The sequence below is a fragment of the Gorillibacterium sp. sgz306347 genome (genome assembly GCF_059735245.1).
In genome coordinates this window covers 19,266-34,093 of the sequence record NZ_JCAPET010000028.1, presented here as the reverse complement: position 1 = coordinate 34,093, position 14,828 = coordinate 19,266, and the positions used below count along the sequence as shown (strand labels likewise).

14 protein-coding genes are annotated in these 14,828 nt (G+C 59.9%); 9 read left to right on the top strand and 5 right to left on the bottom strand.

Annotation, left to right across the window (positions count from 1 at the left end):
- Positions 1-144: 144 nt before the first annotated feature.
- The 5 genes from AC6I6H_RS15315 to AC6I6H_RS15295 are packed head-to-tail and all read left to right on the top strand — an operon-like array spanning position 145 to position 3,566.
- Entirely contained in the window at positions 145-531 is a 387-nt protein-coding gene (locus AC6I6H_RS15315) for a NusG domain II-containing protein (protein ID WP_497954799.1), read from the top strand.
- Positions 515-1,066 carry a Gx transporter family protein gene (locus AC6I6H_RS15310; protein WP_497954798.1) on the top strand — a complete coding sequence of 184 codons (552 nt, stop codon included), beginning with the start codon at positions 515-517 and terminating at the stop codon, positions 1,064-1,066. Before AC6I6H_RS15315 ends, AC6I6H_RS15310 begins: the two co-directional genes overlap by 17 nt.
- A complete protein-coding gene (locus AC6I6H_RS15305) occupies positions 1,063-1,929 on the top strand; it encodes an ATP-binding cassette domain-containing protein (protein WP_497954796.1) in 867 nt (288 codons plus the stop codon). The genes AC6I6H_RS15310 and AC6I6H_RS15305 overlap by 4 nt, the downstream gene beginning before the upstream one ends.
- Positions 1,905-2,765, top strand: coding sequence for an energy-coupling factor transporter ATPase (locus AC6I6H_RS15300; protein ID WP_497954795.1), 861 nt, complete (start codon positions 1,905-1,907; stop codon positions 2,763-2,765). Before AC6I6H_RS15305 ends, AC6I6H_RS15300 begins: the two co-directional genes overlap by 25 nt.
- 9 nt (positions 2,766-2,774) lie before the next feature.
- Positions 2,775-3,566, top strand: a complete 792-nt coding sequence (locus tag AC6I6H_RS15295) for an energy-coupling factor transporter transmembrane component T family protein (RefSeq protein ID WP_497954794.1) — start codon at positions 2,775-2,777, stop codon at positions 3,564-3,566.
- A 101-nt stretch (positions 3,567-3,667) separates the two neighbouring features.
- Here the strand turns inward: AC6I6H_RS15295 and AC6I6H_RS15290 are convergent, their stop codons facing one another.
- The 4 genes from AC6I6H_RS15290 to AC6I6H_RS15275 all read right to left on the bottom strand — a co-directional run bounded on the left by AC6I6H_RS15290 (position 3,668) and on the right by AC6I6H_RS15275 (position 8,127).
- Positions 3,668-4,678 (bottom strand): polyprenyl synthetase family protein, encoded by a 1,011-nt coding sequence (locus AC6I6H_RS15290; RefSeq protein ID WP_497954793.1) that lies wholly within the window; start codon positions 4,676-4,678, stop codon positions 3,668-3,670.
- On the bottom strand, positions 4,665-5,126 hold the full coding sequence (locus AC6I6H_RS15285) for a hypothetical protein (protein ID WP_497954792.1): 462 nt from the start codon (positions 5,124-5,126) through the stop codon (positions 4,665-4,667). Before AC6I6H_RS15285 ends, AC6I6H_RS15290 begins: the two co-directional genes overlap by 14 nt.
- A gap of 87 nt (positions 5,127-5,213) precedes the next feature.
- Positions 5,214-7,103, bottom strand: coding sequence for an FAD-dependent oxidoreductase (locus AC6I6H_RS15280; RefSeq protein ID WP_497954791.1), 1,890 nt, complete (start codon positions 7,101-7,103; stop codon positions 5,214-5,216).
- 103 nt (positions 7,104-7,206) lie between these two features.
- A complete protein-coding gene (locus tag AC6I6H_RS15275) occupies positions 7,207-8,127 on the bottom strand; it encodes an FMN-binding protein (protein WP_497954790.1) in 921 nt (306 codons plus the stop codon).
- A 362-nt stretch (positions 8,128-8,489) separates the two neighbouring features.
- On the opposite strand from AC6I6H_RS15275, the gene menA reads away from it, so the two are divergent.
- Positions 8,490-9,449, top strand: a complete 960-nt coding sequence (menA, locus tag AC6I6H_RS15270) for a 1,4-dihydroxy-2-naphthoate polyprenyltransferase (RefSeq protein ID WP_497954788.1) — start codon at positions 8,490-8,492, stop codon at positions 9,447-9,449.
- A 180-nt stretch (positions 9,450-9,629) separates the two neighbouring features.
- The gene (locus AC6I6H_RS15265) at positions 9,630-11,093 is read left to right on the top strand and encodes a Mur ligase family protein (RefSeq protein WP_497954787.1); all 1,464 of its coding nucleotides are present in this window, start codon (positions 9,630-9,632) and stop codon (positions 11,091-11,093) included.
- A gap of 341 nt (positions 11,094-11,434) precedes the next feature.
- On the opposite strand, the gene AC6I6H_RS15260 is transcribed toward AC6I6H_RS15265, so the two are convergent.
- Entirely contained in the window at positions 11,435-12,241 is an 807-nt protein-coding gene (locus AC6I6H_RS15260) for a Cof-type HAD-IIB family hydrolase (protein WP_497954786.1), read from the bottom strand.
- Between the two features lie 128 nt (positions 12,242-12,369).
- Here AC6I6H_RS15260 and AC6I6H_RS15255 point away from each other — a divergent pair, with 128 nt between their 5' ends.
- Together AC6I6H_RS15255 and AC6I6H_RS15250 are read left to right on the top strand one after the other, a co-directional pair.
- Positions 12,370-14,325, top strand: a complete 1,956-nt coding sequence (locus AC6I6H_RS15255; RefSeq protein WP_497954785.1) for a GNAT family N-acetyltransferase — start codon at positions 12,370-12,372, stop codon at positions 14,323-14,325.
- A 51-nt stretch (positions 14,326-14,376) separates the two neighbouring features.
- Positions 14,377-14,694: a hypothetical protein gene (locus AC6I6H_RS15250; RefSeq protein ID WP_497954784.1), complete on the top strand. Its 318-nt coding sequence runs from the start codon at positions 14,377-14,379 to the stop codon at positions 14,692-14,694.
- The last annotated feature ends 134 nt before the right edge of the window (positions 14,695-14,828 follow it).

Genomic DNA, 14,828 nt, shown 5'->3' with positions numbered 1-14,828 from the left:
GATTTGTTTCTTTTTTAAAAAAGCTTATGGTAAGATTATAACAAAGCGTCTGTCGCGGCAATTGTGATTTTTCTCATAGTTAGCCCCTGGTTCAACCCGGATAATAGTGAACAACGTCACAATCTTTTGGTTGGGAGCACATCCATGAAAAAAGCTGATTTATTGCTCTACGCCGTTGTTTTGGGCATCGGCCTTTTGTTTATTGTCCCTCTTTTCCAAAGAGACAAGGGGGGCCCCGACGAAGGCACATTATACGCTAAGGTCACTGTGGATGGCAAGCTGTATCAGATGGTGGAGCTCGGAAAAAAGGAGCAGCAGTTCGAGATTCAAACGGAGTACGGGTACAACCGGCTCACGGTTACCGATAACGGCATCGAGATGACCGACGCCGACTGCCCCGACCTGCTCTGTCTGACCTTCGGGCATGTGCACGACATCGGCAAGACGATCGTCTGCCTGCCGCATCGCCTGATGGTGGAGATTGTCGGAGGGAGCGGAGAGGGGGGCGCCGTCGATGGGGTTGCGGCCTGAGAGGGGCGAGCTGAAAAAAGCGGTCCTGATCTCCATTTTCGCTTCGGTGGCTGTGGTGCTCGGCATTGTCGAATCGTTCATTCCGTTTGCCATTGCGGTTCCGGGAGCGAAGCTCGGCCTCGGAAACATCATGGTTCTGACCTGCCTATACTATTTTAAAGGGAGAGACGCCGTCTCTCTCATTGTTTTGAAGACGCTGCTGACGTCCTTTATTTTGGGCACCTTTTCGACGTTCCTGTTCAGTCTGTTCGGATCGCTGGCGAGCTTTCTGGTGATGTTTTTGCTGCTGCGCTTCGGTAAAGACACTTTCAGCCTTACCGCGATCAGCGTCGTCGGCGGGATTGCGCATAACCTCGGCCAGCTGGGGGCGGCGGCGCTGGTGCTGGGCACCACGACCATTTTCTATTACCTGCCCCTGCTGTTCGTTTCGGGCATTGTGACCGGGGTATTTGTCGGCATCGCCGCCAATTACCTTGTGGTGTCCATCGGCAAGCTGGGCGTGCTGCGGCAGGTATTGGGAGGGACATCCGCATGACGGAAAAGGAGCAACCGGTGCAGAACGGGCGCACGGATATGATCGTGCTGGAGAATGTCAGCTGTGCGCATACGGACGGCGGGGAGCCTTTTCTCCGCGGCATCAGCCTGCGGGTGCCCGAAGGGCAGTGGATCAGTCTGGTCGGCGCGAACGGCTCCGGCAAGTCGAGCCTGGTCAAGCTGCTGAACGGCCTTCTGCCCGCTGCGGGAGGACGCATCGAGGTCGCCGGCATTCCGCTCGCGGACGGGACGCTTGGGTCGATCCGCGAGCGTGTGGGCATGGTATTTGCGAACCCCGACAACCAGTTTGTCGGGCTCACCGTCGAGGACGATATTGTGTTCGGGCTGGAGAACCGGATGCTTGAGCGCGGGGAGATGGAGGAGCGGCTGCGCCGTTATGCGGAGGAACTGCGGATCGGCCATCTTCTGGAGCGCCATCCGGCGGAGCTGTCGGGCGGCCAGAAGCAGCGGGTGGCCATTGCCGCCGTGCTGGCGATGGAGCCGCAGGTCGTCGTATTCGACGAAAGCACCTCCATGCTGGACGAGCAGGCCAAAGGCGAAATTGTCGCCGTTATGGACCGGATGCGCCAAAGCGGACGGTACACGATGATCTCGGTTACCCATGACACCGATGAAATTATGGCGACCGACCGGATGATCGCCCTCTCGGACGGCACGCTGGCCGCCGACGGCGATCCGCGCGAGCTGCTTCGGCAGGAAGACCTGCTGCGAAAGCTGAAGCTGAAGCCGGCGTTTGCGCTTGACCTGAGCGCCCGCTTGCGGGCCGCAGGGCTTGCAGCCGGGCTCCATTCGGACGGAAACCAACTGCTGGAGGACCTATGGGCATTGTATTCGAGCAGGTAAGCTATACGTACGGAAGAGGCTCCCGCCAGGGACAATTGGGACTGGACGGGGTCGACCTGGAGCTGGCCGAAGGGCGCTTTACGGCGGTGCTCGGCGCCTCCGGCTCGGGAAAATCGACGCTGCTCCAGCATTTCAACGGCATTTTGCTGCCCGATTCAGGGCGCGTGCGCATTCTGGACTTCGTTCTGGAGCCGGGCAAATCCGGAAAGGGAATGGGCGCCCTGCGCAAACGGGTCGGGCTGGTGTTTCAATTCCCCGAGCAGCAGCTGTTTGAGGACACGGTGGAAAAAGACATCTGCTTCGGCCCGCTCAATTTCGGCGTCCCCGAGCCGGAAGCCAAAGCGGCGGCCCGCCGAGCCGTGGAAGCGCTCGGCCTGGACGCAACGATTTTGCAGCGCAATCCGTTCCAGCTGAGCGGCGGGCAGATGCGCAAAGCGGCGATCGCGACCGTGCTTGCGGCCGATCCGGACGTGCTGGTGCTGGACGAGCCGACCGCGACGCTGGACCAGGCCAGCCGCAGCGAGCTTCTGGAGCTGCTGGCGCGTCTGTGCCGGGAGCAGGGGAAAACGGTCGTGCTGGTCACGCACCGTCTGGAGGAGGCCCTGCCCTGCGCCGAGGACTACGTGGTCATGCACCGGGGCCGTGTGTCGTTTCGCGGATCGGCCGACGAGCTGCTGGCTCGGGCGGATCTGCTGGACGAAGCGGGGATCAAGCTGCCGGAAGCGACGCGCTTTCTCCGGGGGTTCGCCGAGCGCTTCGGCGTTCCCGTTCCGCCGGGGGTTCACTCCCCTGAGGCAGCGGCAGCTTTTGTCCTGAATGTTATGCAAAAGAGGTGACCCTGAGTATTGGCTAACCGGATGATTGTCGGCAAATATGTGGACGCCGATTCCTGGGTGCATCGGCTCGACCCCCGGTCGAAAACGCTCACCATGCTTGTTTTTCTTGCGGCGATTTTCCTCGTCGATTCCTTTCTTCAGGCCGCGGCGGTGGCCCTGTTCGCCGTCGTGGTGATGCTCAGCACGCGGATTCCGTTCGGCTACTTCGTCCGCTCGCTGAAGCCGCTCTTGTTTTTAATGGTGTTTATTTTTCTGTTTCATCTCTTGTTCGAGGCCGGCGGCACGCAGTTTGTCGATCTCGGCCCCATCAAGCTTTACGCCGGCGGGCTGGTGAGAGGCACCTTGTCCGTCATCCGGATGATCCTCTTCGTCACGTTTACCGGCATCCTTACCTTTACGACGCCTCCGCTGCGCCTGACGCAGGGGCTGGAGGATATCCTGACACCGCTGCGCTGGGTCGGCGTGTCTCCCCGCAAGCTGACGCTGATGCTCAGCACGTCCCTGCGGTTTATCCCGACGGTCTTCGAGGAGGCGGATAAGATCCTGAAGGCCCAAGCCTCGCGGGGCATGGACATGAGAGACCAGCCGCTGGTGAAGAAGGCCCGCCTGCTGATCGCGCTTCTGGTTCCCGTGACGCTGGGCGGCATCCGCCGGGCGACGGAGCTGGTCGATTCGATGGAAGCCCGGGGCTACCAGCTGAACAAACCGCGTTCGCGCTATCACGTTCTGGTCTGGAAGCGGAATGACAGCCTGCTGCTCGGAGCCGCGCTGCTCCTCGTTGCAGTCGTTGTCCTGATTTAGAAAAAAAGGACCTCGCTCTCCACCTAGGTGTGGAGAACGAGGTCCTTTTTGGGTTGAGCACGTTCCATGCGGGACTCGTTCGGGAAAACCTTCAGGCTCGGTTATTTCGTAAAATAATCGAGGATCAGCTCCAGATCGGCATGGGCGGGGTGCCCGCTCAGCTTTGCGATGACGGAGCGCGCCCGGCCGGTATATTTCCGGCTGAGCTTCATCGTCCGCTCAATGGCTCCGCTGGACGAAATCCGGGCGATGACGCGGTCAAACGCTTCGGGCGAGGAGCCCGGGCCGAGGGCACGGATTTCGTCTCCCAAGCCGGGCACCTCCAGCGCGTAAAGCACCGGAAGCGTCACATTGCCGTTGCGCAGATCCGCTCCCGGCGGCTTGCCGATGGAGGAAGCCGTTTCGCGGTAGTCCAGCACGTCGTCCCGAATCTGGAACGCCATGCCCAGGCATTCGCCAAACCGGTGCAGCAGCCGGGCCGTTGTTTTGTCGGCGCGGCTGAGCTCGGCTCCGGCCCGGAAGCAGTTGGCCATCAAGAGGGCCGTCTTGTTCCGGGTTTTGGCCAGGTATTCCGGCAGGGTCAAATGAAAGTTAAACCGGTTGACCAGCTGCGAATATTCCCCCCGGCACAAATCCATGACCAGCGAAGCGGTGGCCGAGAGCTGCGACGGCGTTTCCCGTTCCAGCCGCTCGCGCGCTTCCCTCTCCCATGCAGGCCGGTCTTCGTCCTCCAGCGCCCACTCGACGGCCCGGGCCATCATATAGTTGGCGATATGAACCGCCGGGCGGACGCCGACCGTTTTGTGCAGGGTCGGCTCGCCGCGGCGCAAATCGGAGGCGTCGATGATATCGTCATGCACGAGAGAAGCCATGTGCAGGTATTCCAGGATAGCGGCCGCTTTTATCGTTTGCTCCGGATTGGGGGACGGCCCGAAGCGGGCGCCCGTCATCACCATCATCGGGCGCAGCCGTTTGCCGCCCGCGCGGATCAGCCGGGTAACGCCCTCGGCGATGACCGGCTCTTCCGCCAGGTCGGGGTCCCGCCGCACCACATCGACAAGCGCTTCGTTAAAGGCGTCGAGATCGATGCGCAGCGCTTCATGAAGTTGCATGGGTACCCCCTTGATGCGCTTGGCTGTGAAGGTAGTGCCGGAAGCCTTCGAGCAATTCGGCCCGCGCCGCCGCGAGCGGCAAACCGCCGGCCAGCCGGATTTGAATCCGTTTGTGAACGGGGGAGAGAAAGGCCAGCAGCTCGGCCTCCCGATGCTGAAGCAGCCAACGGATGTACAGACCGAACAGGTAATCCCCGTCGAGCAGTTTGCGCGTAAGCGTTCCGCTGTCCGCGGGGTTGAGCTCCCCGTGGCGGCGAAGCGCCAGGTCAAGCAGCAGGTAGCTGCCCAGAATAGCGGTTCCGCGCTTTTTGCCCAGGGCGTGCGATTCCAGTAGGTCCGCCATTTCCCGCAGTTGCTCCGGCTCCGCGTCGAACGCGATTCCGACCTCGGGGTTCAACTGCTTCTGCAGCCGGGCGACCGTGTCTTGGACCAGCTTTGTATCCATCATTCCCATTCCTTCACGCATAATCGTCCGCGTTGATAAGGAGAGAGTAACCTGCCCGGGGGCCGGTTACTCTCTCGGATGAAAGCAAACTCAGTCGGCGTACAGGTAGTAGCGCCGGACAATCGGCAGTTTTCTCCAAATCCGCTTGAGGCGCGGATAGACGTAGTAGTCCAGGCCAAGCGTGCTGCCCGATCCGCCGATCAGCGCGACGGCTGCGAACAGGTACCAGAGCATTTCGTAAGGAGCCATGCCGGACATCCAGATCATAACACCCATGCCGATGGTGATGATCGCCGAAGGAGCGGTAAACAGGCCGACGATCAGCAGGGCGCCAAAGACGATCTCGGCGCAGATCATGCCGGTTTGGAATACGTGGGCGAGCGCCGTATAGTCGCCCGACGACGTATAGAAGAACGTGTTCATCATCCAGTCCATGATGTCCTGGATCCAGTGCCATACCGGCAGAGCGGATACCGCCTCGGCGGTGGACTCGCCGGACGCTTGCGAAACGGCGGCGACGGCGTCGACCGCCTGCTGCGTCGCTTCGCCCGCTTGCTGAGAAGCGGCCGCAATGGCGTCGGCTTTGTTCGGAGACGCCGGAATCAGGAAGATCCGGTCCGGGTCGTCCAGGACGCTTTGCAGCTTATCCCAGCCTTCCTTGAACCACATCACGCCGACGAAAACGCGCAGCGGCACCAGCCAGAAGTTCGGGGACCGTTTGGAGAAATGGCCGCCCACGAAGCTTCTGCGGTTGCGCACGTGGAAAATTTCGTGAAGCAGGTAAGAATAGACCTTGTTAAAGCCGCAAACCTGGAACAGGTAAAGCATGTTGATCATGTGCTTCGCAAACATCGCGAAGAATCCGGTCAGCTTGAACATCATGTTCGGCAAGCCGACATTGGCGACGCCGTAGCGGCTGCCGATGCTGACCATCATGCCGTGGAAGGTCGGGTTGTAGCTCTTCAGCGGTTTGTTTTTGATCTCCGCTGCGATGTTGTGCGCGATGAGCGGAGCAGCCGCTTCGGCGTTCTCGACCATTTGCGGCACGGGAGCGGAGGCGCCTTCCGGAATATAGAAAATGTTGTCCCCGACGACATAAACGTTCGGACGGTCGGGAATTTGCAGCTTGTCATTGGTGAGCAGGCGTTTCCGGCCCTTTTGCTCAACATCGAGGCTGCCGGCCAGATCGGACCCTTCAACCCCCGCCGTCCAGATGACGGTTTTGGAGTTGATCGTCTTGTCCCCGACAACGACGCCGGTTTCGGTTACGCCGGTGATCTTCGAGCCGGTGATGATGTTGACGCCCAGCTTGCGCAGGTACTTTTCCGACTTTTTGATCAGAGAATCCGGGAGGATAGGCAGGATTTTGTCCATCATGTCCACAACGTACAGCGTCACTTCGGAACGGTCGATGTGGTGTTCCTTGCACAGGTCCTGCACGTATTCCGCCAGCTCGCCGATCATTTCCACGCCGGTAAAGCCGGCGCCGACGACGACGAAGGTCAGCATTTCCTTGCGCTTCTTGGGATCGCGCTCGGAAACCCCTTTGCGGAACATCGTGAGGATTTGCTCTCTCAGGCGAACGGCGTCATCAAAGGACCAGAGCGTAAAGGCGTGCTCGTCGGCGCCCGGAATGCCGAAGAAGGTCGGCTTGCTGCCGGTTCCGATGACCAGGTAATCGTATTTGTAGTTTTTCTCCGCGCCTTGAAGGGTTTTGGAGTCGAAGTCAATGTGCGCGATATCGTCCAGAACGACATCGACATTTTTGAAGCCCGCGAATACCTTCTTGAGGTCGACTTTAATCGAATCTTCCTCAACCCGGCCGGCCGCCACTTCATGCAGCTCGGTGAGCAGGGTATGGTAGGGGTTTCTGTCGATGAGGGTGATCCGTACATCACGATGTTTTTTCAGCTGCTTGCCGAGACCTTTGGCTGTCAGAATGCCGCCGTAGCCTCCGCCGAGCACGACAATCTCTTTCATACGTTGCACCTCTCTCTATTTAGTCGACCAGAAGGCCGGTTTGCACCGGCCTTTGGGATGGGATAACCTATTATTCTTGTAAAAAATCGCTGTTTGGAAAAACTTACTTCGCTTGATCCAAGGCTTGCTTCGCCAGTTCGGCGAACGCGCTCACGTGGACGGATACGCCCGCGATTGCGTCGGTTTTGCCTTCGCCCGTGATGGTGATGGCAGCCGGATCTTGTTTTTCAACCAGGAAGTTGGTTGCGGCAGCGGATTGCTCATGCCATTCGGAAGAAGCGCCGCCTTCTTTCATGCCGTATTCACCGGCTTTGGAACGGGTGAATTTGTCGGTGCCGCCGTCTTTGTGAACGCCGCTCCATTCGGCTGCAAAGATCTTGCCGTTTTGGATCGTGATGTCCACCGTGTCTTTCCAGCCGCTTTCGGCGTCGAATTCGGCCGCTTCGGCATGGTAAACGCCGTCTTTGTAAGGACCGGCTTCAACCGGACCCGCGTCGAGGGCTTTCTTCGCCAGCTCGGCGAGGCCGTTTACGTGAACGGATACGCCGGCGATCGCGTCGGTTTTGCCTTCTTCGTTGGTCGTGATTTTCGTCGGGTCTTGCTGTTCAAGCAGGTATTGCTCGGCCAGAGCGGCTTGCTCGTGCCATTCGGAGGAAGCGCCGCCGGCTTTCATGCCGTATTTGCCTTGCTTGGAATTTTCTTTCTTGTCGATGCCGCCGGTTTTGCTCAGCGCGCTCCAGTTGACGGAAGTGATTTTGCCGCTTTCCACTTTCAGGGCGACCGTTTCTTTCCAGCCGGTTTTGGCGTCGAAGTCGTCGGCTTGCGCATAATATACGCCGTCGGCATAAGCGCCTTCCGCCGGAGCGGTGGAAGCGGACGGAGCCGTCGATGCCGCCGGGGACGTCGTGGCTGCCGCCGAAGCGGACGGGCTTGCGGATTCGGCTGCGTCGTCTTTCCCGCCGCAAGCGGCAAGCAGGCCGGCGACCAAAGTCATGGATAATACAACTGCGGATGTTTTCTTCATACTAAAAAAAGCCTCCCTTAAATAATAACCCTGATTTCTGTGACAGTTTTCACATGCCGATAGATTATACCAATTCTATCGGCATGTCGTTGTGAGGAAAGTCACATTTTTGGAATCGGCAGGCCGACCAAATGAGGCTTTCCGGCAAACGGGGCCAGGTCCACCGCGGAAAACCAAAGAATTTTGGTTCGACAAAATCCTTTAAAAACTTTTTTATTCGGTCATGAAGCCCCTCCCGTCCCCTGATATTGATTCTCAGTGTCTAGCATAGCAGAATTAATTGCCGTGGACAAACACTATTTACTCATTATATCATCACCGTGAAACGATAGAAACCTCACAACCAGAACAGGATGAAAAAAATGAACGTGAAAAGCTTCCTCAAGCTTGTCGAAATTCAGACGAAAGTCGCCAGCATGTTTCCCCTTGCGATCGGAACGGTGTACGCCGTATTCCGATTCGGCCGGTTCGACTGGCTGCATTTTCTGCTCATGTTCGTTTCCTTGCTGTCGTTCGATATGGCGACAACGGCGATCAACAACTACATCGACTATAAAAAAGCGGTCAAAACGACCGGGTACGGGTATGAGACATTTAACGCAATCATCCGCGATCGGCTGAGTGAAAAGAAGGTCCTCGCCGTCATTTTCACCCTGCTCGGCATCGCCGTGACAGCCGGTATCCTGCTGGTGCTCACCAGCGACATCCTGGTGCTTTTCCTGGGCGGGCTTTCTTTCTGCGTTGGGATTCTTTACACGTTCGGCCCGGTGCCGATCTCCCGGATGCCGCTCGGGGAGCTGCTGTCCGGCCTGTTTATGGGCTTTGTTATCATTTTTATCTCCGCCTTCATCCACTCCGAAGCCCATGAACTGGTCTGGCTCGATTGGGGCAGCCTGACCGACGGTTTTGTCGCCCTGCATATGAATATCGTGGAAATCGCGTATTTATTCATGATTTCCATGCCCGCGATCATGGGCATCGCCAACATTATGCTGGCCAACAACATTTGCGACATGGAGGACGATCTGGAGAACAAGCGGTACACCCTCCCGCTTTACATCGGCCGGAAAAACGCGCTGAACCTGTTTGCGGCGCTTTACGCGAGCTCCTATCTGGACCTGGTTGTGCTCTATCTGCTTGGCGTTCATCCGCTGCTGCTGGCGCTGGCGCTGCTGACGGTTTTTCCTTTGTACAAAAACATCAAACGGTTTCGGGAAACGCAAGAAAAGGCGAACACCTTTGCCTTGTCGGTGCAAAACTTCGTGCTGCTGAGCGCCTCCCGCGTGCTTCTTCTGATTGCAGCGGTGCTTCTCGGCCTGTAGAGGGAGCGTCCCGGCTCCCGCGGAGACCGGGCGATCTTTCTTTGTTCCTTTTTGCTGCGGTGCACCGTGTTTCGGTTAGCCCCTTCCGGGGAAACCTAAATGATAGTGGGACAAACGCCACGCGGCGGGGTAAGGATAATACGGAAGCTTTACATACCGTTTTCAGAGGAGATGAAAGGGATGAACCTGAACCGGCTTCTCAGCGTCCTTTCCGTGCCAGGCCTGCCGCCCGAAGCGGATGTTTCCGTCGGCGAGCTCGCCTTCCATTCCGGTGCCGTGAAGCCGGGCGATCTGTTTGTGGCCATTTCCGGCAGCCTCGCCGACGGCCACGGGTACATCCGGGAAGCCGTGGAGGCCGGAGCCGCAGCCGTCGTCGGGGAGCAGGCCGTAGACAGCCTCCCCGTTCCTTATGTGCGCGTTCCGGACGCCAGGCGCGCGCTGGCGCAAATGGCGGCGGAGCTGTACGGCTACGGCGCCCGCGACCGCGTTACCGTCGGCGTAACGGGAACAAACGGCAAGACCACGACGGCTCATCTTATCGCGCATGTGCTGGAGCGAACCCGCGGCTCCTCGATGCTGCTCGGAACCGTGGAAAGACGGGTGAACGGACAGTCCGAACGTTCTTCCATGACCACATACGATGCGGTGCAAACCCAGAAATGGCTTCGCGAGAGCCGCGACCCGCACGCCGTACTGGAGGTGTCGTCGCATGGACTGGAACAGCACCGTGTAACGGGAGTAACGTTTGACTACGGCGTCTTTCTCAATCTGAGCCGGGAGCATCTCGACTATCACCGGACAATGGACGGTTATTTTCGCTCGAAGGCGCGGCTGTTCGATCTCTTGAAGCCGGAAGGAGAGGCGGCGGTGTGTACGCACTGCCGCTGGGGTACCCGGCTTGAGGCGCTTTTGCGGGAACGGGGAACGCCAATGGTGACGTTCGGGGAACGCGACAGCGACACGCTGCAGCTGTTGGGGACGGACGGAGGGCTGCGGGCGGGCTTTCGTGTCCGCGAGAACGAAACGGGGGAAACCTGCGACTATCAGGTTCCGCTGCCGGGCAGTCACAATGTCTGGAACGCCATGGCGGCCATTCTCGTAGCCCGGCGGCTCGGCGTGCCGCACGAACGCATCCGCGAAGCCCTGGCGGAGTTTCCCGGCGTGCCGGGGCGGCTGGAGACGTTCCGGCATCCGTCCGGCGCCCTCGCCGTAGTGGATTATGCGCATACGCCGGACGGGCTCTTGCAGTGCCTGAACGCTGTAAAGGCATACCGGCCTCGCCGAATTGTCCACGTGTTCGGGTTCCGGGGCAACCGGGACGAGGCAAAGTGGGAAATCATGCTGAAGGTTTCCCGCCGGTTCAGCGACCGGACCATTCTGACCTTCGACGATCTGAACGGCGTGCCGCGGGAAAAAATGCTGGAGCGCTACGCCGCTCTGGCGCAGTACGGAGCGACTGTCATTCCGGACCGCACGCTGGCGCTCCTGTCCGCCTGGAATCAGGCGCGGAGCGGCGATTGCATCGTGATCACAGGAAAAGGGCCGGAGGAGTATAAGACCGCGTTCGAGCTGAACTCCCGCTCCGACCGGGATACGATTCTTTACCTTCAAGGGGAAGACGGTCCGCAGATGGAGCTGTGCTGAGCCCGGCCGAAGACATAAAAGGAGCTGCCCGCAGGCCGTGACGGCCGGGCAGCTCCTTTGCCTCATTTTTTCGGGTTGATCCGAAAGGTAAAGCTCCATTAGGCCTTGCTGCCGGAATAGCGCCCGCGGTTCTCGGTTACGGTGACGTCGAGCTGACGGGCTTCGCTTTTCTTGAGATCGGCGGCTTTCAGCTTCTTCCAATAGTATAATAGAATTACCTTTCGCCGTCATGCCCTGGAGGTGGGTAGATGCCCGTAAAACTTGTGGCCGCAAAATGCAAGGATTATGATGAAAGAAAAGCCCCCGGCTCCCGTGCTGCGGGAAACCGGGGGCCGGCGGATTCAAGCTTCTTTTTTTTCCAGCAGGAACAGGTCGATGACATGCTTGACGCCGTCCTCGTTGTTGCTCCGCGTCACAAAATCCGCGATCGCCTTCAGCGGCTCGATGGCATTGCCCATGGCGACGCCGAGTCCGGCGGCCTCTAGCATTTCGTGGTCGTTCCAGGAATCCCCCACGGCGATCGTTTCGCTCAGCTCGCAGCCGAAATGGCGGGCCAGGAAGGCGAGAGCATGGCCCTTCGTGCCTTCGCGGTGCATGATTTCGAGGAAATGCGGCTTCGACTTGGTAATGTGGACGTCAGGGCCGAGGAGCTCGCGCAGCTCGGGAGCGATTTCGTCCAGATAAGCCGGGTCGTCGATAATCAGCAGCTTCGGGGTCGGCTGCTTGAGGGCCTTTTCGAAATCCGGTTCGATGTAGTAGCGCGTCCGGTTCAGCTCGGCGTAAGCCTTCAGCTTCTCATTTTCTTCCCGGGCGTAGAGCTTGTCGCCGATATAGGTCTGAAGGTGAAGGTTTCGTTCCAGGCAATAATGGAGCAGCTTGCGTGCGGCTTCTTCCGGCACATAGCGCTCGAACAGCACCTTCTCGTCCAGCAAATTTTTGATCAGAGCGCCTTGATAGGTGATGATCGGGACGTTCAGGCCCGTTTGCCGGGCGATCGCCTGGGCGGAGGCGTAAGCGCGTCCGGTGGCGAGCGTGACGATCACGCCGGCGGCGACGGCTTGTTCGAGGGCCTCCTGGGTGGCGGGCGTCACTTCTTTTTCGTCGTTGATGAGGGTATCGTCGATGTCGATGGCAATCAGTTTGTACATAGGGTTTTCTCTCCTGTTTCGTTTTTCTGTTTTTCTCATTGTACCGTTTATGCGGCGAATTTCAATCCGGCCCCTCGAGGGGGCTTTAACCGGCGCGGCCGACGCGCCCCGAAAGGATGTTGAAGCAAGTGACTGGCGTAGAAGCAAAAACCAAGCAGGGCCTCGTTCAGGGCACGAGGGAAAACGGAGCGTTGGTATGGCGGGGCATTCCTTACGCCGAGCCGCCCACGGGGCCGCGCCGGTTCCGGGCGCCGCGAAAGCCGGCGGCCTGGGAGGGCGTTCGCGACGCGACGGTATTCGGGCCGCATTGCCCGCAGCCGGTTCGGCCCAGCGTCAGCGGGCAGTACCGGAACGATCCGCCGCCGCAGTCGGAGGACTGCCTGTACCTGAATGTCTGGGCGCCGGATCAGCCGGGAGAAAAACGGCCGGTCATGGTATGGATTCACGGCGGCGCGTTCCGCAGCGGGGCCGGCAGCCTGCCGCTTTATGACGGGACCGCGCTTGCCGTAAACGGCGAACTGGTCGTGGTGACGATCAATTACCGGCTCGGGCCGTTCGGGTTTCTGCACCTGTCGCCGTTCGGGCATGGATACGGCTCCAATCTCGGGCTGTGCGACCAGATCGCAGCCCTGGAATGGGTGCGCGACAACATCGCCGCCTTTGGCGGCGACCCGGAACGGGTCACCGTGTTCGGCGAATCCGCAGGCGGCATGAGCATCGGGGCGCTCATGGCGATGCCTGCGGCAAAGGGGCTGTTCCGCCAGGCGATCATGCAGAGCGGCAACTCGCTTGTTCTTCCTCCCCGGAAGGCCAAAGCGGTGGCGGAAGCGTTCCTCCGCGAGCTGGGTGTATCGCCCGGGGACGGCGAAGCGATCGCCGGGCTTCCGACCGCCGCGATCATGGAGGCGGCGGACCGGACATCCCGCCGGCTGGGGGATTCCGTGCTCGGCCTGGCCTTCCAACCGACCCTCGATGCGGCGACGCTGCCGAAGGAGCCGGTTGAAGCGGCGGAGGCGGGCGAAACGCGGGGGGTGGCTCTCCTGATTGGCACCAACCGCGAGGAGGGTTCGTATTTCATTCCCCCGGGCACCCCGGGTGCGCCGCCAGAGGCCGTGCGTCAAGCGATGGCCGGCATGGCGGATGCCGGACAAGTGGAAGAACTGCTGGACAAGTATCCGATGACCGGAGACGGCCAGGCCGAGCTGATGACCGATCTGGTCTTCTGGGGGCCTGCGGTCCGCTGCGCCACCGCCCAGTCGGCCGTCGCACCTGTGTGGATGTACCGGTTCGACTGGCATGTGCCGGACCATCCCTTCCTCGGCAAAGCGGTGCATACGGCGGAGATCCCGTTTGTCTTTCACAACTTGTCGCCGCTTGCGCAGCGTTACGGAGTGACGCCGGACCGCCGGGCGCAGGAGCTGGCGGACCAGATGCATTCGGCGTGGATCTTTTTTGCCCGGACGGGCAACCCGAACACGCCGCTTTTGCCCGAATGGCCGGCATACGAACCGAACCGGCGGGCGACGATGATCTTCGGCGGGGAAAGCCGGACGGAGGACGACCCGGACGCAGCCAAACGCGAGTGTCTCGTTCGTCCGGGCGCCGCTTCGCGCGAGGTCGAGCTCGTGCCGATGACGGAGGAGGAATTTCTCGCGTTCCGGGAGCTTTCGCGGCGCGGCTACGCCGAAGAGAAGGCGAAAGGGGGCGCATGGCCGGCCGGGGAGGCGGATGCCATGGCGGAGGAGGAGTACCGGCGTTATCTTCCGGAAGGAAGGGGGACGCCCGGCGCGTTTTTCTTTACGGTAAAGGAGACGGAAAGCGAACGGGCGATCGGCTGTATTTGGCTGAACGTTCAGGAGAAGGACGGGCGGAAAGAGGCATTTCTGTACGACATCGTGCTCTATGAGCCCTACCGGGGACAGGGCTACGGCAAACGGACCATGGCTGCGCTCGACGAGGCGGCGCGTCTTCTCGGCGCCGGCAGGATCGGCCTGCATGTGTTCGGGCACAACCTCCGGGCGCTCCGCCTGTACGAAAGCGCGGGGTACCGGATAACAGACTATACCATGGCAAAGCCGCTGTAGCCTCAGCCTCGGCTGCCCGCTGACACATTTCAAAAAAGGGAGGGCCCAAGCGTGGCATTTGGAATACGGCGGAAGGAACTGGCGGAATGGAAAGCAGCGGTACGCGGCGGCGAAATCGCCTTTTTGACGCACTATTGGTACGACCCCCGCTTTCCGGAGATGCAGACGGTGACCAAAGTGGGCTGCTCCGATGTGAGCCGTCTTGCCGAATGGTGCCGGAAGCACGGCCTCCCGCCCCGATACATCCATCGCCGCACGGATTGTCCTCATTTCGATCTGATCGGCCCCCGCCAGCTGGAGATCCTGCGTCTTGAAGGACAGTGGGACCAGATCGAACGGTTCGGGTTGTACAAAAATAGCTCCGGCTAAAGCATGGCGAATTTGTGAACGAAGCTGACAAACTGCAGGGAATGGATGCCGATTGGCTCCCGTTTCCTGCGGTTTTTTCTTTTTCGTGCGAAGAATTTCCCGTGAATTCCTGAATGACCGCACCGATAATCTCT

What these genes read in the sequence shown, in the direction of transcription:
- AC6I6H_RS15315 (WP_497954799.1), top strand. Translation starts at nt 145, where the DNA reads ATGAAAAAAGCTGATTTATTGCTCTACGCCGTTGTTTTGGGCATCGGC.
- AC6I6H_RS15310 (WP_497954798.1), top strand. Translation starts at nt 515, where the DNA reads ATGGGGTTGCGGCCTGAGAGGGGCGAGCTGAAAAAAGCGGTCCTGATC.
- AC6I6H_RS15305 (WP_497954796.1), top strand. Translation starts at nt 1,063, where the DNA reads ATGACGGAAAAGGAGCAACCGGTGCAGAACGGGCGCACGGATATGATC.
- AC6I6H_RS15300 (WP_497954795.1), top strand. Translation starts at nt 1,905, where the DNA reads ATGGGCATTGTATTCGAGCAGGTAAGCTATACGTACGGAAGAGGCTCC.
- AC6I6H_RS15290 (WP_497954793.1), bottom strand. Translation starts at nt 4,678, where the DNA reads ATGCAACTTCATGAAGCGCTGCGCATCGATCTCGACGCCTTTAACGAA.
- AC6I6H_RS15285 (WP_497954792.1), bottom strand. Translation starts at nt 5,126, where the DNA reads ATGATGGATACAAAGCTGGTCCAAGACACGGTCGCCCGGCTGCAGAAG.
- AC6I6H_RS15280 (WP_497954791.1), bottom strand. Translation starts at nt 7,103, where the DNA reads ATGAAAGAGATTGTCGTGCTCGGCGGAGGCTACGGCGGCATTCTGACA.
- AC6I6H_RS15275 (WP_497954790.1), bottom strand. Translation starts at nt 8,127, where the DNA reads ATGAAGAAAACATCCGCAGTTGTATTATCCATGACTTTGGTCGCCGGC.
- menA (WP_497954788.1), top strand. Translation starts at nt 8,490, where the DNA reads ATGAACGTGAAAAGCTTCCTCAAGCTTGTCGAAATTCAGACGAAAGTC.
- AC6I6H_RS15265 (WP_497954787.1), top strand. Translation starts at nt 9,630, where the DNA reads ATGAACCTGAACCGGCTTCTCAGCGTCCTTTCCGTGCCAGGCCTGCCG.
- AC6I6H_RS15260 (WP_497954786.1), bottom strand. Translation starts at nt 12,241, where the DNA reads ATGTACAAACTGATTGCCATCGACATCGACGATACCCTCATCAACGAC.